The following is a 26,041-nucleotide window of genomic DNA, read 5'->3' as shown; positions in this document are numbered from 1 at the left end:
ATTTAGGTATACAAAAATCAATAATGTGTTTTCAGTAAATACTAGAAGTATTTATTTGATAATAAAAGGGGCAAAGAAAAATAATTATTAGTGCTTTTATCTTGATTTATAAATAAGCCAAAATCAAGAACCATTTTAAAAGTAAGGTTTTGCCGTAAGCACTTAATATTATTTATCTTAATTTTATGAAAGTTATTTCCTTCATTTTAAAAAGGAATTAACAATAACTAATTTTTCTCAAAAAAATAGATAATAACCATAAAACCCGAATAACCCCATGATGAGCCCAAAAATGCATTTCTCTAAAACTTAAGATTGATTAATCCTTAACTATGAAGTTTTCTAACAAAACTTTCATAATTCATTTGACACAAAAAAATACTTTATTAAGTAAAAAGACATTTATATGACTTGTTATAATGAGTCATAATATATTATATAAAATAACCCCGCAATTGTGAAACTTTGGCGAGCCAACAAAAGCAGGGTCTGAATAACAGTTAATTTAATAAAAAATCGACCGTATTATGTTATATCTTTATTTTAAAAGTCACGTAAATCTAGCTGACTATATTTCAACATATCACAAGTACAATATTTACTGATTTACTTATTAAGTGGTAGGTAAGTCGTAAAAAACGACTTCAAAATTAGTACTTAAATATAAAGCCAATATTCTAACCAACCAAATATACTTCTATGAAATTTAGAAGTGTAATAATATATTATTTTCTTATGTTAAAATATCTACTAATTATTTACTCCAGAGTTAGGCTATTTTTAGCAAAATTTAGTGATAATCATCACTATAGTAACAAAATAAATGCTAAACATAAAAACTACAAACTACAGTTTACACTGATACTAATTGCCTTTACAGTATTGATAGCTACTAATGAGTTGTCGGCACAAGTAGTCACAACTTGGGGAGGTTTATCAGGAACAGTTCCAGAAACTAATTTTCAGACAAGTAGCTTATCTGCTGTAGGAGATGGAGTTACGTATGTAACTGTAAATATTTCTAGAGGACCTTCTGCAACTGTGGGAGGAATAGAAAATGCAGTTCCTCCTTCACAAACATTAACAAATAGTTTTAACAATGCACGATCAAGTGTTGGTATTTCTGGAAATACATATACATATACATTCAGCGAACCAGTACACGTAATCCTGAGTTCACAAGAACATAGTGAATTAATTCGTACAGAAAACATAAAAATTGCAAGCCCAGATGTTGGAGCACTTTTTACAGGAAGTCTTACTGGTGGTCAATCAGGTCATTTTATAAATAATAACAACACATCTGAGATTCACATTGGTTCTTCTAGCACTATAACAACAGCAGGAACCTATTGGACAGTACAAAGTAATATTGCTATTACAACACTTACTGTAGAATATTATGTAACTGATGGAACAGAAGTAGCATCAGGCGAACCATTCACATTAGATTTGGCGCCAGTACCATACATACGATTAGATGATACAAATATTACTGCTGCTGGCGGAATTGATATAAATGTTCTTGGATGTTCTAAAAGCTCAGAATTTTTAGATACGGCAACAACAGGAGCAACCTCAGAATTCAATGCTCCTCACGGTCTTGACTTTATGACCGTTACCTTGACAAATCCACAAGACGCAGGAGATGAAACATTAAGTATCAAAGGAATATTTCCAGGAGTATCAGTCACTGGAAATGGAACAACAACACTTACAGTAACCAATGTGAGTGCCGATGTAAATACAGTAAGAAATACGCTAGATGATTTAGTTTATATTAACAGCGCAGCAGTTCCAGAAATTGCCACACCAAGAACAGTAGACATCACAATAACTGATCCTTTCGGAAATACATCAGCTACTACAACAGCAACACTGACATTAACGAATCCCCCTAACTCAGGAGCAACTTCTGGACCTTTCTATGTCTTTACGACAGATACTACAGCAGATTTATTTAATGCTTTAGATGGTTCAGAGGATGCCGGAGGGACATGGGCAGATAATGATGGAACAGGAGCTCTTTCAGGAAGCACTTTAACAGTAGCAACATTACCACTAGGTCCTTCAACCTTTAATTATACAGTATTAGGAGCAGGTCCATGTAGTGATGAACTAACTACAGTATTGGTTATAAAACTAGATGGTTCAGAAATCGCTTTAACAGCGCCAGCAGCTTCTTCTAATTGTGGAACGCTGACAACAAATTATACGAATCCTCTATTCTCAGCAAATTCAGACGATCCTATATTTGTCTTTGATGGAGGTGTCAATGTAGGACAATTAGAATGTCCAGCAGGAACTGGTATCACCACTTATGACTGGTATGTATTCAACCCAACAACAAATTCCTATCAAGATTATGCCATAAACTCTACCAGAATTCAAACAGGATTAGCTGATGGTGGTTATTTAGTGGTAAGAAATGATGGAGGTACTATTGAAGAAGGAAGAGCTTGGGTTTGGAATACATCAATTGAAACACAAGCTGGTTCCGACTTTACAGCATGTTCAGGAGATACGGTAAACTTAAATGGTATTGCAGCTAACAATACAGATTTTACATATTATGATCCTGTTGAACGTCCTTTTATAGTATCTAACTCAACGATAGTATCCGTTACTTTCAATGTAACACATACGTACATATCTGATGTTGGTTACTTTTTGGTATCACCAGATGGTTTAGTGACTATTCCATTAGGACTTAACGAAACAGGAAGCCCATGTTATGCAGCTGATAATGCTGTGAATTTGACATTTACAAACGATCAAACCATTACACCAACTCTTCCCGTTTTTGATATATGTGAATTTGCAAGAAACAACGCATGTAGTGGTGCAGGACCTGCACTAACAGGAACATACAATGCATACTATTCAGATCCTTCTAACAACTCAACAGTATGTACGGTATTTTCACCAGCAGTAGGAGTCAATTTAATAGATATGACACCATTGAATGGATATGATGCAAGACAAGGAGGATGGAAAGTCCAAATATATGACTGTGAATTTCAAGATTTTGGTGAAATAGACTCGGTAATAATTAGTTTTGTTGATGGATCAAACACATCAACCTTTACGAGTGGGACCATTCCAGATGGAACACCATCTGCACAAATAAATGATGATTCATGTAATGCAGCTACTGCATCAATATATGAAGTGCCTTTTACTGCTTCAGTTGCAGCGAATGAAGCATTAAACATTCAAGACAATATTGGAGTTAATGGTTCAGGTGGATATGCTTGGTCGTATAGCACAGATGGTCCAACTGGACCTTGGAGTGCGCCTTTTGAAATAGGAACACTTACACCTTCAGTAACAGTTAATGAAACTACATGGTTTCGTTTAAATGCAGACAACGGAACCATGTGTGCCGGAGAAGATGTAGTGATGGTTACAGTGACTGATAAACCAGTCTCAGGAACAGGAACAGACAATTATGCCTGTGCAGGAGATGTAGTAGTAGATTTAAATACACTACTCGCTGGAGCAGATTCAGGTGGAACATGGAGTGTAAACGGAAGTTCTCCAAATGCTCCAGGTGGCGATTTTAGTGCCGGAGCAGGAACCTATGACCCAACAACTGGCGGAGTGTATATTTTTGATTACACGGTAAATGCCATGGTACCTTGTGTTGGCAGTGAAACAACTTCAGTAACCGTATCTGTACAAGCGGCACCAGATTCAGGAACAAACAACACCATAAGTGCTACAACTGCATCTGGAGTTATTGATTTATTCACTAACCTTAGCGGAACACCAGATACAGGAGGAACTTGGAGTCTAAATGGAAGTTCAGCAGCGCCTGGAGCAAATTTTGACCAAAGTGCAGGAACTTTAGATGCTTCAGGACTTGGAGGAGGAACATACGTGTTTGACTACACGGTAACAACTTGTTTAGCATCCATAAGTACAGTAACTGTAAACCTTTCAACACCTGTAGATACCGATAATGATACAATTCCAGATATTGTAGATTTAGATGATGATAATGACGGTATTCTAGATACAGATGAATGTGTAGCATTACCAGGAGCAATAAGTCCTCAATTAGATGCTATTACTTATCAAGTAGGTGACTATAGTATGTATGTCATTGGAGGAAATACGAATGGTTTAGGATATCAAGAATCTGGTTTTCAACAAGCAGCATTTAATAGAGGAATGCCATTGCAAGTTTTAAATGGAGGTAATGAATATAATGTTACTGGAGCAACTGGAGACGGTTCGGCTTCTGTAAGTACTGTATCATTCAGTAATGGTACAATGACATATAGTATTAACTATGCATCGCCTACTAATAATGACGAATTTAGAACAACAACAGCTGCTAATTTTTTCTCAGGAAATACAGGTGAAGGTGTATTTGTCGATCCATATCAAGGAGGAGTAGCAGGAGATAACTATACGGTTACAATTAATTTTACAGAAGCAGTTGTAGCTTTTAGTTTAGATTTAATAGACATATTTGATACAATTCCAACAGGAACACCAAATGTAAGTTATGAAATGGTGATTGATGGAATTGTGGTTGCTAGATTAAATGGATTATTTTTTGGAGATGATGCCACAAATAACTTGACGGTATTTGATAATACAGGAACAAGTCAAGGAACAGTTTTGGCTGGTCAAAATATTGAAAATACAATTAGTTTTATTTCGGAAAAACCAGTTTCTTCTATTCAGATAGTGCATAGAGTAGAAAGTGGAAGCATCTTGGCATCAGCAAGAGATCCACATGGAATAGATGCTTTATCATTCACAACGGTTTCAGCTGCCTGTGATAATAATAAAAATACAGATAGTGATGGTGATGGATGCCCAGATGCGGTAGAAGGAACAGCTTCATTTACAACAGCAGATCTTGATGGAGATGATAGCTTAGGTGATATTGTTGATACAAACACATCAAGCGCTTCCTATGGAGTGCCAACCATTGCAGGAACAGGACAAGGAATAGGCGGAAGTCAAGATGGATTAGATATGACAGCATGTAATCCTCCAGTAGATTCTGATGGTGATGGAGTAGCAGATATAGATGATTTAGATGATGACAATGATGGTATCTTAGATATAGACGAAGGATATAGTGATTGTTCACTATCAGCAGTTATAGAATGGGATTCAAGTCCTGGAACAACTGGAGGGACTACAGATGAATCTGCAATCTTAACTGATGGAGTAGATACCTCTAACATTACCATAAGTACTACAGGAGGCGCTTTTGTGAGTGGTTCAGAAACAGATATTATTCGTTGGAATGAATCACAAGCTGTAGGAGATGGTACGTACACAGTTACTTTTACAGAACCTGTGTACGATGTTACTGTGTTTTTTGGAAATATGCAACGTAATGTAAATGATCCAGATTCTCCTGTGGGATCAGGAACAGGAACGAAAATAGGTAATTTTGTAATTGAACTTGAAGATGGAACGATTATCAATGATGCAGCATTTACATTAACTAATGGAAATGGAGGTTTTACAACATTTAGTTCTGATACAAGAAATTTAGAAACAATAACAATAGGAGGTATAACTTATATAAGAAATGCTACCAATGCTCCGCTTAATGATGGAAATCAACAAGCATTTGGATTATTGACTTTTTCAGATATTTCCAATGGAAGTAATCTAGATAATGGGTTACGTTCTTTTACTTTTACAAAACTAGGAAGTGGTGGCGGACCTACTTCTACTATTGGATTTAATGGGCGTTTATGTTCTGGTGGATCTTCTCAAGATACTGATAGTGATGGTATTGATGATCATTTAGATTTAGACAGTGACGGAGACGCTTGTCCAGACGCCTTAGAAGGAGATGGAGGATTTACCACAGGAGATTTAATGACTGCTGGAGGAACGCTCATGGGCGGAAACTCAGGAGGAAGCTACACAGGTTCTCCGACACCAATTACAGACAACTTAGGAAACACAGTAGGAATGACTGCCGGAGTTGATGAAGGAGTACCTGTCATTGCAGGAGCAGGACAGGGAATTGGAGGAAGTCAAGATGATACAAACATAACAGCTTGTGTTGCTGATGATTTAGATAATGTTAGCGAAGCAATCGAAGACGGTGCGCCAAATGGCGGAGATGGAAATAATGATGGAACACCAGACAGTCAGCAACCAGATGTTGCATCTATACCAGATGCGAATGGAGACTACGTTACTATTGAAGTTACCTCTCCAAATATAGGAGAAGATTGTAACCAAATTACCTCAATGGTATTGGTGACAGAAGCTTCTTTAGTGAGTCAAGATGCAGTATATGAATATCCTTATGGTTTAATTGATTTCTCATTAGCTTGTGCAGGAAACGGACAAACAGCTACTGTAAAATACTATTGGTACGGGATCTCTTCTTTAAATGATTTTGATGCCTACAGAAAATTTGGTCCATCCACAGCAGGAGGAACTGACCTTGATTACAGAAACAATATTATCGCAATAGCGAGACAAATAGAAAATATAAACGGTACTGACGTACTAACAGTAACATATACACTTACAGATGATGCTGTTGGTGATGATAACACAGAACTTACAGGAGTCATCGAAGATCCTACAGGTCCAGCGATATTACCAGCAGGTGATGCAGATGGCGATGGAGTTGTAAATGCTGATGATTTAGACGATGATAATGATGGAATTTTAGACAGTGTTGAATGTGCAGGAATTGCATCAGGCGCATTAAACAGTCCAGGATTTCCTTCTAACGGAGCAAATCCTGGAGGAGGAACGTTCCAATTACAGTCAGCCGCTGCACCAACAGGTGATGGAACAACAGCTACATTAAACGGAGTTTTTGGTGGAAGAGCAAATATAACAGCAACATTGATTGACAATGCTGCAATAGGAACGCCTATATGGAATAATGGAGTTCAAATTTTAGATGATGGAGCTCCAGTAGACGATTATTTCTACTTCCAACCAACACAATTAGGAGGATTTGATACAGCAAATCCAACAGCAGGAGATCATATGTTAATCACAATCGATCTTTTAGCAGGAGCCACGAATTTTGAAATGACTGTTGCGGGACTAAATGGAGGAGATATATTTGAATTTGAAGCAAGTTATGAAGGAGTACCTGTAACAATAAATGCAAGTAACTTTGATAACTTAGATGATAACATGCCAGCTGGCACAGGAACAGTAACTGTTACGCCAAGCGGAACAGGACTCGAAGGAAATACAGCAATTGGAGGAACCAATGTAGATGCTAATAGAGGTAGACTTACCATTCCAGGACCCGTAGATACAATTATTATCAGAGGTGGTAAAAACGCAGGGCAAACAACTACGGTGACAACAGCTATTACATTGGTTTCTTTTACATCATTGAATGATGATGATGGAGATGGAATTGCCAACTGTTTCGATACCGATAGTGATGATGATGGCTGTCCAGATGCAATAGAAGCCGCAGGAACATTTACAACAGCTGATCTTGATGGAGATGATAGCCTAGGAGATACAGTAGGAACTACTGCTGGAGTCGATGAAGGTGTGCCAACAGTAGCAGGAACAGGACAAGCAACAACAGTAGATGTAACAACTGCTGGTCCAGATCAAGACAATGATGGAATCGCTGATGCTTGTGATGATTTTAATGATACAGACGGAGATGGCGTAGAAAACAGTGTAGACGTTTGCCCAGGAGGAGACGATAATGCAGACAATGATTTAGATGGAATTCCAGATTCTTGTGATGAAGATGATGATAATGATGGAATTGCAGATGTGGATGAGGTAGTATGTGATCCAGCTACGGCAACAAATTTTACAGCAGTATGGGACCCTAACTTAATTGATATCTCTAATCCACAAAGTATCAATGGAAATACTGGATTGTTAAAAACTAATCGTTATGAAATCAATGTCTTAGATCAAACGGTATTCCAGCCAAATGCAGAAAACTCTATTTTTGGATCAGGACTTGTAGATGAATCTTTAGTACCAGCAAATAATGCGGATAGTCATGGATATTTCTTCCTAAGTGGAGCGGATGAAGCGGATGCAGCTACAGCAAAAGCAAATAATGACTATATTCAATTTGGATTCACTGTAGTAAACGATCAAGCAGTTTTAGCAAGATTTTCTACCATACAAGATGTCATAACTTTTGTAAATGGAACATACAGACCAAGAGGTCAAAATATATCTGACGAAGCTGACAAACCGATCTATTCAGACTTTAGTTATCAAATAGAAATAAGTGATGATAACTTTACAACGTCAACGGTATTAGTTGCGTCAAAAACAACAACACGAACTACTGATGGAAGTGCATTTGTAAACAATACACCTCCGTTTGATACAGATCATAATGAATTTGATCCATTTACAATTGTAACATTAACGCCAGGTACAAACTATAAAGTTCGTTTCTATGTATTCGCATCAGAAGATATATCTGGAAATGGATATGTTACCTTTGATAACTTCGCATTCTTTACAAGTACATGTGATGATGCTGATTTCGATATGGATGGAATTCCAAATACATTCGATATCGATTCAGATAACGACGGAATTTACGATGTTGTTGAAGCTAATGGAACAGATGCCAACAATGATGGAATCGCAGATGGATTACCAAATACAGGAACAGGAATTCCAAGTAGCGCAGGTACAGGATTACCAGTTGTTGAAACTACACCAGGAACATCCAATCACTTAAATACAGATAGTGATGGTGATGGATGTAGTGATGCTAATGAATACTATGGTGATGTTACGGCTGATGGTGGAGATGGCGGACAGTACGGCACAGATCCAGCAGCGGTAAATCCTAACGGATCAGTAATTGCAGCAAGTTACCCAGCAACTGCTGGTGATACAGACACTAATGGAACAGCAGATTATGTAGAATCTGGACCTGATCCAGATACAGATGGAGTTGCAAACATTTGTGATACAGATGATGATAATGATGGAAATCCAGATACTACAGACACAAATCCACAAACACCAACAGCAACAGATGATACTGCCAATGCAACAGCAGGCGTAGCAGAAGTGATTCAAATATTAGCAAATGATGATTTTACCGATAATACGGATGGTAACTCTGATCCAGATAACAACGATCTTACGAGTATAACAACAATAGAAACAGTAGTTGGAGTAAATACAAACGCAACAGGGACAATTGCTTTCGATCCAGCAACAGGTGAATTAACATACACACCAACAGCAGGCGAAGGAGGTACTACAGTAACTATTGAATATCGAGTATGTAATGATGTCAATGGAGACAGTCCAACAACTCTTACTGATGATGTGTGCGATACAGCAATAGTAACGATAACAGTAGAAGAAGGAGACCAAGATGGAGATGGAGTATTAGACAGTGCAGATATTTGCCCAGGAGGCGATGATACAGCAGACGTAGATACAGATGGAATACCAGATTTTTGTGACCAAGATGATGACAATGATGGTATCTTAGATGCAGTAGAAGGCTGCGGAGTTTCTGCGGTAGATTTTGGAGCTGGAGGAACAACGACAAATGGAGTCACAGTTGGAGTAGCAGGTTTTGCAAATGCAACAGCGTTCAATAATAGCTTAAATGTTTTTGACAATATACAATCATTCACATTTGCTTCTGCTCCACCTATTGCTTCAAATAACTTCTTTTTCAATGTAGCAGCAGCAGGAACAGTACAAAATGATATTACATGGAGTTTTTCAGGAAACACGGTTACCGAAGTATATTTACACATTAATAGTATAGATCAAGTACAATTTGAATTTGATAGATCCTTACCAGCAAATGCAAACATTGATGTGCAAATACTTTCTGGAAATGATTATTCTTCTACCGATGATGGAACAGTACTAACAATATTTGATACAGATATTTCTGTGCCTATAACGAATTCTACAGATACAAGTATTGCAGATGAAGAATTAAATGGACCAAATGGTTTATCAGCAGACTTCACAATTCGTTTTACACCAAGTGTAGGTTTTACTGAAATAACATCTTTAGTGACAACATTAGTAGAAAGATCAACAATAACTACTAGTGGAGATGGAGGTCAATATGCAATGGAAGTTGTTGCTGCTAATGATGATGATGGAGATGGAGTTCCAAATTGTTTAGATATTGACGCTGATAATGATGGAATTTACGATGTTGTTGAAGCTAATGGTACAGATGCCAACAATGATGGAATCGCAGATGGATTACCAGATACAGGAACAGGAATTCCAAGTAGCGCAGGCACAGGATTACCAGTTGTTGAAACCACACCAGGAACATCTAATCATTTAAATACTGATAGTGATGGCGACGGATGTAGTGATGCTAATGAATACTATGGTGATGCTATGGCTGATGGTGGAGATGGCGGACAGTACGGCACAGATCCAGCAGCGGTAAATCCTAACGGATCAGTAATTGCAGCAAGTTACCCAGCAACTGCTGGTGATACAGACACTAATGGAACAGCAGATTATGTAGAATCTGGACCTGATCCAGATACAGATGGAGTTGCAAACATTTGTGATACAGATGATGATAATGATGGAAATCCAGATACTATAGACACAAATCCACAAACACCAACAGCAACAGATGATACTGCCAATGCAACAGCAGGCGTAGCAGAAGTGATTCAAATATTAGCAAATGACGACTTTACCGATAATACAGATGGTAACTCTGATCCAGATAACAACGATCCTACCAGTATAACGACAATAGAAACAGTAGCTGGAGTAAATACAAACGCAACAGGAACAATTGCTTTCGATCCAGCAACAGGTGAATTAATATACACACCAACAGCAGGCGAAGGAGGTACTACAGTGACTATTGAATATCGAGTATGTAATGATGTCAATGGAGACAGTCCAGGAGTAACTACTGACGATATTTGCGATACTGCAATAGTAAGAATAACAGTTGCAGAAGGAGATCAAGATGGAGATGGAGTATTAGACAGCGCAGATATATGTCCAAATGGAGATGATACTGCTGATATTGATGCTGATGGAGTACCTGACTTCTGTGACTTAGATGACGACAATGACGGTATCCCAGATGCTGTAGAAAATACCTGTGCTGTTATACAACCATTAGCGGGTTCAGCAAATAATATTGCAGTTTGGGAACACCAACGAAATAATCTGTTAGACTTCTTTGTCCCAGTTGGACTAAACAGTACATACATAAGTTCAGCAGGACCAGAAACTGCTGGGACAGGATTAACAATAACACCAGTTTCAACAGCAGATGTTGGTTTTGGAAACTTAACAATCCGGGATGTAGACCAACCAGACTTAGCAAGTGCACAAGCAAATGAAGACTATTTAGAATACTCTTTTATTGCAGGAAGTCATCCGTGGAGAGTAGGACGTTTATTTGCATTTGATACACCTCCAAGTGTATTTAGTGGCGGAGGAACAATCTATAATGGTTATGATATTACAATCGAAATGTCTAATGATGATTTTACAACTTCAGTAGTAATCTATCAAGATATGGACAATCCTCAAGATATCAACCCAGGTCATGCAGGACAAAACTATTTCACTACATCTCCTACCGATGTATTTATTGATGCAGGAAGCGCATGGAAAATACGAATCTATTTCTATGGCAATCCAGTAAGTAATGCAGGAAACGCTACCTGGGATAATTTTGTTTTGGCAGGAAGATTATGTATTGATGACTTTGATGGAGATGGAATCCCTAACAATCTTGATTTAGATTCTGATAATGATGGAATATATGACATTGTAGAAGCAGGCGGAACTGACGCAGATAATGATGGAATTGCTGATGGAATTGATAGTGATGATAATGGTATTCCAGATTCAGCAGGAACTGGATTAACACCAACAGATAGTGGTTCAACAACAGGAACCCCAGATTTCTTAGACATTGATAGTGATGATGATGGATGTAGTGATGCTAATGAATACTATGGTGATGCTGCGGCAGATGGTGGAGACGGCGGACAATACGGCACAGATCCAGCAGCAGTAAACGCTAATGGAACGGTAACAGGCGCAAGCTATCCAGCTATGGGAGCAGATACAGATACCAATGGAACAGCAGACTATGCAGAAGCTGGTCCAGATCCAGATACGGATGGTATCTCCAATACCTGTGATCCAGACGATGACAATGACGGAAACCCAGATAATACAGATCCAAATCCATTAACTCCAGTAGCAGTAGATGACAATGCAACTGCGATGGTAGGAATGGCAGAGACTATAGATATTATCGGTAATGATGATTTTGTACCAAACAATACTTCCACACCAGGTAGTGATATCTACATTAGCGATGCAGGCACAGGAAGTGCTGTAGGAATCATCAGTTTTGATGAAAACACAGGCGAACTGATCTACACACCAGCAGCTAGTGAGAGTGGAATGACAGTTACAGTAGATTACACAGTATGTAATGACTTAACAGGAGATGGACCAACACCAGATGATGTATGTGATACAGCCACGGTAAGAATAACCGTAGGTACAGGACCAGATGCAGACATGGATGGTATTCCAGATGTCGTAGATCAGGATGATGACAATGATGGAATCTTAGATGTGGCAGAAGGTCCAGGCGATCCAAGCGCAGATGATGACAATGACGGTGTACCAAACTACTTAGATGATGATCCATCAGATCCAATGGTAGGAGACACCAATGGAGTAGTAGAACCAGCATATGATGCAGATGGTGATGGAATCAGTAATCACCTAGACTTAGACGCAGACAACGATGGAATCTACGATACAATAGAAACAGGTGGAACAGATGCCAACAATGATGGAATCGCAGATGGGACACCAGATTCAGTGACAGGAGTACCAAGCAGTGCTGGAACAGGTGTATCCAGTCCAACAGATACCGATGGAAACGTAGGAGAGAATCTACCAGATTTCTTAGACAGTGATAGTGATGATGACGGATGTAGTGATGCTAATGAATACTATGGTGATGCTGCGGCAGATGGTGGAGATGGCGGACAATACGGCACAGATCCAGCAGCAGTAAACGCTAATGGAACGGTAACAGGCGCAAGCTATCCAGCTATGGGAGCAGATACAGATACCAATGGAACGGCAGACTATGCAGAAGCTGGTCCAGATCCAGATACGGATGGAATCTCCAATACCTGTGATCCAGACGATGACAATGACGGAAACCCAGATAATACAGATCCAAATCCATTAACTCCAGTAGCAGTAGATGACAATGCAACTGCGATGGTAGGAATGGCAGAGACTATAGATTTATTAGGAAACGATGATTATACACCAGGGGCTAGTACAACATTATCAGGAGCAACACTACCAGTAGATGATCCATTAGTACCAAATGCAACAGGAGTTGTAAGCTATGATCCATTAACAGGAGAGTTAACATATACTCCAGCAGCAAATGAGCAAGGGACTACAGTAGAATTAGCTTATGAGGTATGTAATGATGTCAATGGAGATAGTCCAGGTACAACTACCGATGATGTATGTGCTATAGCCACAGTAAGAATAACTGTAGGTACAGGACCAGATGCAGACATGGATGGTATTCCAGATGTCGTAGATCAAGATGATGACAATGATGGAATCTTAGATGTGGCAGAAGGTCCAGGCGATCCAAGCGCAGATGATGACAATGACGGTGTACCAAACTACTTAGATGATGATCCATCAGATCCAATGGTAGGAGATACCAATGGAGTAGTAGAACCAGCATATGATGCAGATGGAGATGGAATCAGTAATCACTTAGACTTAGACGCAGACAACGATGGAATCTATGATACTATAGAGACAGGTGGAACAGATGCTAACAATGATGGAATCGCAGATGGGACACCAGATTCAGTGACAGGAGTACCAAGCAGTGCTGGAACAGGTGTATCTAATCCAACAGATACCGATGGAAACGTAGGAGAGAATCTACCAGATTTCTTAGACATTGATAGTGATGATGATGGATGTAGTGATGCTAATGAATACTATGGTGATGCTGCGGCAGATGGTGGAGACGGCGGACAATACGGCACAGATCCAGCGGCAGTTAATGCCAATGGAACGGTAACAGGCGCAAGCTATCCAGCTATGGGAGCAGATACAGATACCAATGGAACGGCAGACTATGCAGAAGCTGGTCCAGATCCAGATACGGATGGTATCTCTAATAGCTGTGATCCAGACGATGACAATGACGGAAACCCAGATAATACAGATCCAAATCCATTAACTCCAGTAGCAGTAGATGACAATGCAACTGCTATGGTAGGAATGACAGAGACTATAGATATTATTGGAAATGATGACTTTGTACCAGACAATACTTCCACACTAGGTAGTGATATCTACATTAGCGATGCAGGAACAGGAAGTGCTGTAGGGATTATCAGTTTTGATGAAAACACAGGCGAACTGATCTACACACCAGCAGCTAGTGAGAGTGGAATGACAGTTACAGTAGATTACACGGTATGTAATGACTTAACAGGCGATGGACCAACTCCAGATGATGTATGTGATACAGCCACGGTAAGAATAACCGTAGGTACAGGACCAGATGCAGACATGGATGGTATTCCAGACATTGTAGATCAAGATGATGACAATGATGGAATCTTAGATGTGGCAGAAGGTCCAGGCGATCCAAGCGCAGATGATGACAATGATGGTGTACCAAACTACTTAGATGATGATCCATCAGATCCAATGGTAGGAGATACCAACGGAGTCGTAGAACCAGCATATGATGCAGATGGAGATGGAATCAGTAATCACTTAGACTTAGACGCAGACAATGATGGAATCTATGATACTGTAGAAACAGGTGGAACAGATGCCAACAATGATGGAATCGCCGATGGGACACCAGATTCAGTGACAGGAGTACCAAGCAGTGCTGGAACAGGTGTATCTAATCCAACAGATACCGATGGAAACGTAGGAGAGAATCTACCAGATTTCTTAGACAGTGATAGTGATGATGATGGATGTAGTGATGCTAATGAAGCATACAATAATTCAACTGCAGATGGTGGAGACGGCGGACAATACGGCACAGATCCAGCAGCAGTCAATGCCAATGGTCTTGTCATAGGTGCTGATTATACCACAGGAACAAATATCAATGTAACAACAGTAGGAATAGATATAGATGGCGATGGACTTATTGGAGGATGTGACGACGACGACGACGGTGATGGAGATCCTGATGTAACAGATCCTGATCCTGTTGATCCATGTGTTTTTGATACAACAACACAAGATATTACTACAGTAGAAGCATCATGGAATGCCATAGACTGTGATAATGATGGATTAAATAATGGCGAAGAGTCTTCAGGAGTAGACGATCCAAATACACCAGCTGATCCAAATGGAAACACAACGGATCCACAGAATCCGGACACAGATGGAGATGGTGTAACAGATGGAGATGAAGCAACTGATGGAACAGATCCAAATGATCCTTGTAGTTATAATGCTGCAAATCAAGATTTATCAACTGTAGAGCCAGCATGGAATACTGCAGATTGTGATGGTGATGGAGTTACAAATTCTCAAGAAACCAATGATGGAACTGATCCAAATGATCCATGTGATTATCAAGCTTCAAGTCAAGATTTAGCAACGGTAGATGCAGCTTGGTCAGAAAATGACTGTGATAATGATGGATTGAATAACGGCGAAGAATCTTCAGGAGTAGACGATCCAAACACACCAGCAGATCCAAATGGAAACACAACAAATCCACAAGATCCAGATACAGATGGTGATGGAGTAACAGATGGCGATGAAGCAAATGATGGAACAGATCCAAACGATCCATGTTTATATGAAGCATCAAGTCAAACAGTAGCAGTAGATGCTGCATGGAATGATTTAGATTGTGATAATGATGGATTGACTAACGGAGAAGAATCCTCAGGTGTAGATGATCCAAATACACCAGCTGATCCAAATGGAAACACAACAGATCCACAAGATCCAGATACGGATGGAGATGGAGTTACAGATGGCGATGAAGCAAATGATGGAACAAATCCGAATGATCCATGTGACTTTACATCAGCAAGTCAAACGGTAGCAGTAGATGCTGCATGGAACGACTTAGATTGTGATAATGATGGATTGACTAACGGCGAAGAATCTTCAGGAGTAGACGATCCAAACACACCAGCAGATCCAAATGGAAACACAACGGATCCACAAGATCCAGATACAGATGGTGATGGAGTAACAGATGGCGATGAAGCAAATGATGGAACAGATCCAAACGATCCATGTTTATATGAAGCATCAAGTCAAACAGTAGCAGTAGATGCTGCATGGAATGATTTAGATTGTGATAATGATGGATTGACTAACGGAGAAGAATCCTCAGGTGTAGATGATCCAAATACACCAGCTGATCCAAATGGAAACACAACAGATCCACAAGATCCAGATACGGATGGAGATGGAGTTACAGATGGCGATGAAGCAAATGATGGAACAAATCCGAATGATCCATGTGACTTTACATCAGCAAGTCAAACGGTAGCAGTAGATGCTGCATGGAACGACTTAGATTGTGATAATGATGGATTGACTAACGGCGAAGAATCTTCAGGAGTAGACGATCCAAACACACCAGCAGATCCAAATGGAAACACAACGGATCCACAAGATCCAGATACAGATGGTGATGGAGTAACAGATGGCGATGAAGCAAATGATGGAACAGATCCAAACGATCCATGTTTATATGAAGCATCAAGTCAAACAGTAGCAGTAGATGCTGCATGGAATGATTTAGATTGTGATAATGATGGATTGACTAACGGAGAAGAATCCTCAGGTGTAGATGATCCAAATACACCAGCTGATCCAAATGGAAACACAACAGATCCACAAGATCCAGATACGGATGGAGATGGAGTTACAGATGGCGATGAAGCAAATGATGGAACAAATCCGAATGATCCATGTGACTTTACATCAGCAAGTCAAACGGTAGCAGTAGATTCAGCATGGAACGACTTAGATTGTGATAATGATGGATTGACTAATGGAGAAGAATCTTCAGGAGTAGACGATCCAAACACACCAGCTGATCCAAATGGAAACACAACGGATCCACAAGATCCAGATACAGATGGTGATGGAGTAACAGATGGCGATGAAGCAAATGATGGAACAAATCCGAATGATCCATGTGATTATCAAGCATCAAGTCAAGATTTAGCAACGGTAGATGCAGCTTGGTCAGAAAATGATTGTGATAATGATGGATTGAATAACGGAGAGGAATCTTCAGGAGTAGACGATCCAAACACACCAGCCGATCCAAATGGAAACACAACAAATCCACAAGATCCAGATACAGATGGCGATGGAGTAACAGATGGAGACGAAGCAAATGATGGAACAGATCCAAACGATCCATGTGACTACCAAGCTTCAAGTCAAGATTTAGCAATAGTAGACGCAGCGTGGTCTGAAAATGATTGTGACGGTGATGGATTAACAAATGGAGAAGAATCTTCAGGAGTAGACGATCCAAACACACCAGCTGATCCAAATGGAAACACAACGGATCCACAAGATCCAGATACAGATGGTGATGGAGTAACAGATGGCGATGAAGCAAATGATGGAACAAATCCAAACGATCCATGTTTATATGAAGCATCAAGTCAAACGGTAGCAGTAGAAGCTACATGGAATGATTTAGACTGTGATAATGATGGATTGACTAATGGAGAAGAATCATCAGGAGTAGATGATCCAAATACACCAGCTGATCCAGATGGAAATGTAACTGATCCACAAGATCCAGACACAGATGGTGACGGTGTAACAGATGGAGACGAAGCAAATGACGGAACAGATCCAAACGATCCATGTTTATATGAAGCATCAAGTCAAACAGTAGCAGTAGATGCTGCATGGAATGATTTAGATTGTGATAATGATGGATTAAACAACGGAGAAGAATCTTCAGGAGTAGACGATCCAAACACACCAGCTGATCCAAATGGAAACACAACGGATCCACAAGATCCAGATACAGATGGTGATGGAGTAACAGATGGAGACGAAGCAAATGATGGTACAAATCCGAATGATCCATGTGACTTTACATCCGCAAGTCAAACAGTAGCAGTAGATGCTGCATGGAACGACTTAGATTGTGATAATGATGGATTGAATAACGGCGAAGAATCTTCAGGAGTAGATGATCCAAATACACCAGCCGATCCAAATGGAAACACAACAGATCCACAAGATCCAGATACAGATGGCGACGGAGTAACAGATGGAGACGAAGCAAACGATGGAACAGATCCAAACGATCCATGTTTATATGAAGCATCAAGTCAAACGGTAGCAGTAGATTCAGCATGGAACGATTTAGACTGTGATAATGATGGATTGAATAATGGAGAAGAATCCTCAGGCGTAGATGATCCAAATACACCAGCTGATCCAAATGGAAACACAACAGATCCACAAGATCCTGACACGGATGGAGATGGAGTTACAGATGGCGATGAAGCAAACGATGGAACAAATCCGAATGATCCATGTGACTTTACATCAGCAAGTCAAACAGTAGCAGTAGATGCTGCATGGAACGACTTAGATTGTGATAATGATGGATTAACAAATGGAGAAGAATTCTCAGGAGTAGACGATCCAAACACACCAGCCGATCCAAATGGAAACACAACAGATCCACAAGATCCAGATACAGATGGCGACGGAGTAACAGATGGAGACGAAGCAAATGATGGAACAGATCCAAACGATCCATGTGACTACCAAGCTTCAAGTCAAGATTTAGCAACAGTAGATGCAGCATGGTCTGAAAATGATTGTGATGGTGATGGATTGACTAATGGAGAAGAATCCTCAGGAGTAGACGATTCAAACACACCAGCCGATCCAAACGGAAACACAACGGATCCACAAGATCCAGATACAGATGGAGACGGAGTTACTGACGGAGACGAAGCAAATGATGGAACAGATCCGAATGATCCATGTTTATATGAAGCATCAAGTCAAACAGTAGCAGTAGATGCTGCATGGAACGACTTAGATTGTGATAATGATGGATTGACTAATGGAGAGGAATCCTCAGGAGTAGACGATCCAAACACACCAGCCGATCCAAACGGAAACACAACGGATCCACAAGATCCAGATACAGATGGTGATGGCGTAACAGACGGAGACGAAGCAAACGATGAAACAGATCCAAACGATCCATGTGACTACCAAGCTTCAAGTCAAGATTTAGCAACAGTAGATGCAGCATGGTCTGAAAATGATTGTGACGGTGATGGATTAACAAATGGAGAAGAATCCTCAGGAGTAGACGATCCAAATACACCAGCTGATCCAAATGGAAACACAACGGATCCACAAGATCCAGATACAGATGATGATGGTGTAAATGATGGACAAGAAGCAGTAGATGGAACAGATCCAAATGATCCTTGTAGCTATGAAATGGCAAGTCAAGATATCACAATGGTTGGAACCGTATGGAATGAAGCTGACTGTGATAATGATGGATTGAATAACGGAGAGGAATCTTCAGGAGTAGATGATCCAAACACACCAGCTGATCCAAATGGAAACACAACGGATCCACAAGATCCAGATACAGATGGCGACGGAGTAACAGATGGAGACGAAGCAAATGACGGAACAAATCCAAACGATCCATGTGACTACCAAGCTTCAAGTCAAGATTTAGCAACAGTAGACGCAGCTTGGTCTGAAAATGATTGTGACGGTGATGGATTAACAAATGGAGAGGAATCTTCAGGAGTAGACGATCCAAATACACCAGAAGATCCAAATGGAAACACAACGGATCCACAAGATCCAGACACAGATGATGATGGAGTAAGCGACGGACAAGAAGCAGCAGACGGAACAGATCCAAATGATCCTTGTAGCTATGAAATGGCAAGTCAAGATATCACAATGGTTGGAACCGTATGGAATGAAGCTGATTGTGATAATGATGGATTGAATAACGGAGAGGAATCCTCAGGAGTAGATGATCCAAACACACCAGCTGATCCAGATGGAAATACAACAGATCCACAAGATCCAGATACAGATGGCGATGGTGTAAGTGATGGACAAGAAGCTGTAGACGGAACTGATCCAAATGATCTTTGTGATTATGAAGCTGCAAGCCAAGATACAACAGCAACTGAACCAGCTTGGGGAGACGCAGATTGTGATAATGATGGATTGAACAATGAAGAAGAATCTTCAGGAGTAGACGACCCAACAACACCAGAAGATCCAGATGGAAATGTAACTGATCCACAAGATCCAGATACAGACGACGATGGAGTAAATGACGGACAAGAAGCAATAGACGGAACTGATCCAAATGATCCTTGTAGCTATGAAACAACAAGTCAAGATATCACAATGGTAGGTGCTGTATGGAATGATGCTGATTGTGATGGAGATGGAGTTACTAATGGAGAAGAAGTTAATGACGGAACTGATCCACTAGAACCATGTGATTATGTAGTAGCAAACCAAGATGTAAATCAAACGTCTGGCGATTGGCTAACTGCAGATTGTGATGGTGATGGTGTAACAAACGGTCAAGAACTTAATGATAACACAGATCCAAATGATCCTTGTAATTTCAATGCAAACAGTCAGGATACATCAATGACAACAGATGCTTACGATATGTTAGACTGTGATGGTGATGGAGTTACTAATGGACAAGAAGTAACTGATGGAACTGATCCACAAGACCCATGTGACTACGAAGAACTAAACCAAGATGTAACGATTGTTACTGTGGAATGGGAGAATCTAGATTGTGATGAAGATGGAGTCAATAACGGTCAGGAAGTATTGGATGCAACAGGTGTTCAAGATCCTTGTGATTATGACCCAGCAAACCAAGATATCACAACTGTTGGTACTATGTGGAATAGCGTAGACTGTGATGGAGATGGAGTCATCAATGAAGATGAAGTAGCAGATGGAACAAATCCAATTGATCCATGTAGCTTCGAATTATCAAGTCAAACAACAGCAACATCAGGAGCTTGGAATGATGCCGATTGTGATGGAGATGGAGTAAGCAATCAAGTTGAAGTTGATAGTGATAATACCGATCCAGCCGATCCATGTGACTTTGATTTTAACAGTCAAGACTTAGATACAGTAGATGCAACTTGGTTAACCTTAGACTGTGACGGAGACGGAATTCCTAATGGAGATGAACTTGGAGATGAAAACGGAAACGATCTTCCAGACTATGTAGAAGTAAACAACGGAGATTCAAATGTAGATTTAGAAGTCTTTGATATACTTACACCAAATGGTGATGGACTCAACGATGTATTCACCATCAGAGGTATACAAAACTTCCCTAACAATAATCTGAAAATCTATAACAGATGGGGAGTAAAAGTATATGATGTTGACGGATATGGTCAAGCAGATAACTTCTTCCGAGGATTCTCTGACGGAAGAGTTACCATAGCTCGAGACGATCGCTTACCTGTAGGAACTTACTACTATGTGCTATCGTATGTAGACGGTAACGGAAACAGAAAAGAAAAAGCAGGACCACTTTACATTAATAGAAAATAAAAACAATACAAACACCTATCGGAGTTCGCTCCGGTAGGTATAACACATACACTTATGAAAAAAAATTATGTAACGATCATAGCTTTACTAGTTTTAGTGTTTTTCTCTAACATAGCAACAGCTCAGCAAGATGCACAGTATACACAATATATGTATAATACGCTGAGTATAAACCCTGCCTATGCTGGTTCAAGAGACGTATTTAGTTTTCTAGGATTGTATAGAACACAATGGGTTGGACTAGATGGCGCACCAAAGACTTTTACAGCTTCCATGCATTCGCCAGTAGGAAAACGTGTAGGACTAGGAATCAATATTACCAATGATGAAATATTTATTGCCAAAGAAAGCTACATTGATATTGACTTTAGCTATACACTAGATGTTGGAGATCGAGGAAGATTAGCTTTAGGATTAAAAGCTGGAGCACATTTATTAGATATTGATTCGAATCGATTAAACACAGGAGCTTTCAATCCTGGAGATCCAGATGCTTTTATCAATATTGACAATCGTTTTTCACCGCAATTTGGAGTTGGATTATATTATCATACACCAAAATTCTATTTAGGATTAAGTGTGCCAAATATATTAGAAACAGAACATTTTGACGAATCGCCCAATAGTAATAACTCAAGTGCTACTGCACGCGAACGTGTCAATTATTACCTAATGACAGGATATGTATTTGACTTATCTGATGATGTAAAATTCAAGCCAGCTGGATTAATGAAACTCGTTTCAGGAGCGCCTTTACAAGTAGATCTTTCAGGAAACTTTTTAATCTATGATAAATTGACACTTGGAGCCGCTTATCGATGGAGTGCAGCATTGAGCGCTATGGCAGGCTTTCAAATATCCGATCAACTCATGATAGGTTTTGCATATGATAGAGAAACCACTCAACTACAACAATTTAATGATGGTTCATACGAAGTATTTCTCCGTTTTGAACTCTTTAAGCGTAACAAACGAATGATTTCACCAAGATTCTTTTAATCCAACAAAAATAGTTACAGATGAGACACACATTATATACAATCATAGCTTTCTTAATCGTTGGAATTATAGCGGTTAACGCGCAAGAAAAAAATATACAAAAAGGAAACGATGAGTACGATAAATATGCCTTTGTTGATGCTCGTAAGGCATATTTAAAAGTTGCTGAAGAAGGATTTCAATCAGAAGATTTATTTGCTCGTTTAGGTGATTCTTATTACTTCACTGCCGATTATGAAAACGCAGCCAAATGGTATGGAGCTTTATACAATTTCTCAGAAAATATAAATTCAGAATATTTATACAGATATGCGCTTTCGCTAAAAAGTACAGAACAATATGCTGCTTCTGATGCGATCATGGAAAAATTCTATGCAGCAAAAGGAGCTGATTATCGTGCAAAACTCTTTGTGAATGAACGTAATTATTTAGATGAAATCGAATTACAATCTGGACGATTTACAACAGAGAATGCTGGTTTTAACTCTAAACTATCAGACTTTGCGCCAGCTTTCTATCAAAATCAATTAATCTTTTCATCAAACAGATCAAATCGTGGTGCTACCAGAAGAATTCACGATTGGAACGAACAGCCTTTCTTAGATTTATATCAAATAAATATCACTTCAGAAAATGCAGGCAAGACGATTTCAAAAATGCCAAATAGCATCAATACCAGATATCACGAATCTACAGCAGTGTACACAAAAGATGGAAATACATTCTATTTCACTCGAAATAATTACACAGATAAAGAATATAGACAAGATGACTCAGGAACAAACAAATTAAAATTATACAGAGCAACGCTTGAAAATGAAAAATGGAATGTAGAAGAATTACCCTTCAATAGTGATCAATACTCTGTAGCGCATCCTGCATTGAGTCTAGATGAAAAAACCTTGTATTTTGCTTCTGATATGCCAGGAGGAAAAGGACAATCTGACTTATACAAAGTAGAAATACGAGGAACTGAATTTGGAGAGCCAATTAACCTAGGAGATAAAATCAATACGGAAAGCAGAGAAACCTTTCCATTTATAAGCAAAGACAATAAAATTTATTTTGCATCCGATGGACATGTTGGTTTGGGTGGGTTAGATATTTTTGTGTCAACTATTGACAGAACAAATACCTACGGGGAAGTATTCAACTTGGGTCGTCCAATCAACAGTCCAGAGGATGATTTTACCTTCATCATAAATGAAACTACTGGAGCAGGTTATTTTGCTTCCAATCGTGAAGGTGGTGTGGGAGATGATGATATTTACAGTTTTAAACGTACACAAAAAATTATATCAACATGCTCTCAAAAAATAGAAGGTGTTGTATTGGATGAAACTACAAGTAATCCTATTCCAAATGCAAAAGTATTATTACTTGATGGAGATAACAATAGAGTAGAAGAGACCTTTGCCAAAGACGACGGAACTTTTACATTCATGTTAGCATGTAATACACAATATTCCATTAGAGGTTCTAAAGAAGGATTCACTACTGCCGAAAAATCTTTTGGAACCACAAATGAGCTTAATAAAGTTATCGAGAAAACACTGTTTTTAAAAGCAGGGAACACGCTTGAAAAACCAATCATAGCTCCTATAGGATCTGATCTAGTAACAATACTAGGATTAAACCCTATTTATTTTGACCTCGACAAAGATGTCATTAGAGGCGATGCAGAAATAGAATTACGCAAAGTAGTTGCTATTATGAAACTATATCCAACCATGAAAATTGACGTACGCTCACATACAGACAGTAGAGCAGACGATGATTACAACATGGACTTATCAAACAGACGTGCCAAATCAACTATAGAATATTTAATAACCAATGGTATAGATCGAAGTAGACTCCTGGGAAGAGGCTACGGAGAAACTAGGCACGTAAATAGATGTAGTAACGGAGTCCCATGCTCCGAATACGAACATCAACTTAATAGAAGAAGTGAATTTATTATTATTGAAAATTAAGTACAATTCGAGTATTTTAGGCAATTTTTTAAAAAAGATTTACTTTTCTATTTTCCCCTTTGAGCAGTTGCTTGAAGGGGATTTTTTTAGATTATAACCTAATAATACACTATCAAAATCGAAACAAATTTAAGATTTGGAAGTATCCATATTCAGTTCATAAATCTCTAAATTAAAATACGGAACTGCTGCTAAGAGATGATCAAAAATATCTCCCATAATATATTCGTAGTTTTTCCAGACTTTATCCTGACTAAAAGCATAAATTTCTAACGGAATTCCTTTTGGAGTTTGTGCCAACTGACGACTCATAATTGTCATGTCTTTATTAATGGCAGGATGGTTTTCTAAATACGATTCTACATATTTACGAAACACTCCAATATTTGTTAAATTTCGACCATTAATCAATAGTGATTTATCTGCAGCATGTGTCGTATTAAATGTAGAAATATCTTCTTGACGATTCGTAACATATTCAGAAATGAGTTGTATTTTCTTTAACTCTTCAATTTCTTCTATACTGAGATAGTGAATGCTTTGCGCTTTAATAATAATAGCACGTTTTATTCGTCTTCCGCCAGAATCGTTCATTCCTCGCCAATTTTTAAACGAATCAGAAATCAACGCATAGGTAGGAATGGTTGTGATAGTTTTGTCAAAATTCTGAACCTTTACAGTTGCCAAATTTATTTCTACAACATCACCATCTGCTCCGTATTTTTCCATCGTAATCCAGTCGCCAATTCGAACCATATCGTTCACAGCTACTTGAATACTAGCAACAAAACCAAGAATAGTATCTCTAAAAATTAACAAAATTACGGCAGATAAAGCACCAAGTGTAGTTACAAATGCTATAATAGATTTTCCCGTAAGGATAGAAAAACTAAGAATTATTCCAACCATCCACACAAAAATCATAAAGACTTGAATATAGCTATCAATAGGCTTATCTTTAAAAGCATTTAAAGTCTTTAAAAAATCGCGCAACGAATTTAAAATACTTCGAATGACACGAATGACTAATATCACCAAGAAAATATCAATAGCAATTAAAAAACCATGTTGAAAATCAGGAAAGTCTACGAATAAAAAAGGCGATACTTGTTCTATAAATAGTATAGGAATGACATGTGCTAGATTTTGAGGTAACTTATTCTTAATTAGAAAGTCATCAAAATTATTCTTAGTTTTTGGAGCAATGCGATGTGCCAACGCAATCAAGAGCCGTCGGATGACGTAATCTATCAAAAATGCAATAATTCCAACTGCTATACAATTTACAATCAGACTGATATACATAGCAGTATTCTCAGTATAATCTCTAGCGATTAAAAAATCATTTACCAAACAAAATAGCTCTTGTAAATCCATGAACAATAAATTTTGACAAAGGTAATCGCATT

At 38.9% G+C, this 26,041-nt stretch carries 4 protein-coding genes; 3 read left to right on the top strand and 1 reads right to left on the bottom strand.

The window, feature by feature from the left end:
- Window positions 1-735: 735 nt before the first annotated feature.
- From ACOQOS_RS04295 to ACOQOS_RS04285, 3 genes are read left to right on the top strand one after another with little or no spacing between them, the layout of a single operon-like run.
- Window positions 736-21,657: a gliding motility-associated C-terminal domain-containing protein gene (locus ACOQOS_RS04295; protein WP_420573733.1), complete on the top strand. Its 20,922-nt coding sequence runs from the start codon at window positions 736-738 to the stop codon at window positions 21,655-21,657.
- 54 nt (window positions 21,658-21,711) lie between these two features.
- A complete protein-coding gene (locus tag ACOQOS_RS04290) occupies window positions 21,712-22,656 on the top strand; it encodes a type IX secretion system membrane protein PorP/SprF (protein WP_420573732.1) in 945 nt (314 codons plus the stop codon).
- Window positions 22,657-22,676: 20 nt separating this feature from the next.
- On the top strand, window positions 22,677-24,632 hold the full coding sequence (locus tag ACOQOS_RS04285; RefSeq protein WP_420573731.1) for an OmpA family protein: 1,956 nt from the start codon (window positions 22,677-22,679) through the stop codon (window positions 24,630-24,632).
- A 129-nt stretch (window positions 24,633-24,761) separates the two neighbouring features.
- Here the strand turns inward: ACOQOS_RS04285 and ACOQOS_RS04280 are convergent, their stop codons facing one another.
- The gene (locus tag ACOQOS_RS04280; protein ID WP_420573730.1) at window positions 24,762-26,009 is read right to left on the bottom strand and encodes a mechanosensitive ion channel family protein; all 1,248 of its coding nucleotides are present in this window, start codon (window positions 26,007-26,009) and stop codon (window positions 24,762-24,764) included.
- Between the last annotated feature and the right edge of the window lie 32 nt (window positions 26,010-26,041).

This window comes from Kordia sp. (assembly GCF_965224175.1).
GTDB lineage: Bacteria > Bacteroidota > Bacteroidia > Flavobacteriales > Flavobacteriaceae > Kordia.
This window is presented reverse-complemented; position numbering and strand designations above follow the sequence as displayed.

Coding starts and splice junctions, on each gene's coding strand:
- ACOQOS_RS04295 (WP_420573733.1), top strand. CDS start 736: ATGTTAAAATATCTACTAATTATTTACTCCAGAGTTAGGCTATTTTTA.
- ACOQOS_RS04290 (WP_420573732.1), top strand. CDS start 21,712: ATGAAAAAAAATTATGTAACGATCATAGCTTTACTAGTTTTAGTGTTT.
- ACOQOS_RS04285 (WP_420573731.1), top strand. CDS start 22,677: ATGAGACACACATTATATACAATCATAGCTTTCTTAATCGTTGGAATT.
- ACOQOS_RS04280 (WP_420573730.1), bottom strand. CDS start 26,009: ATGGATTTACAAGAGCTATTTTGTTTGGTAAATGATTTTTTAATCGCT.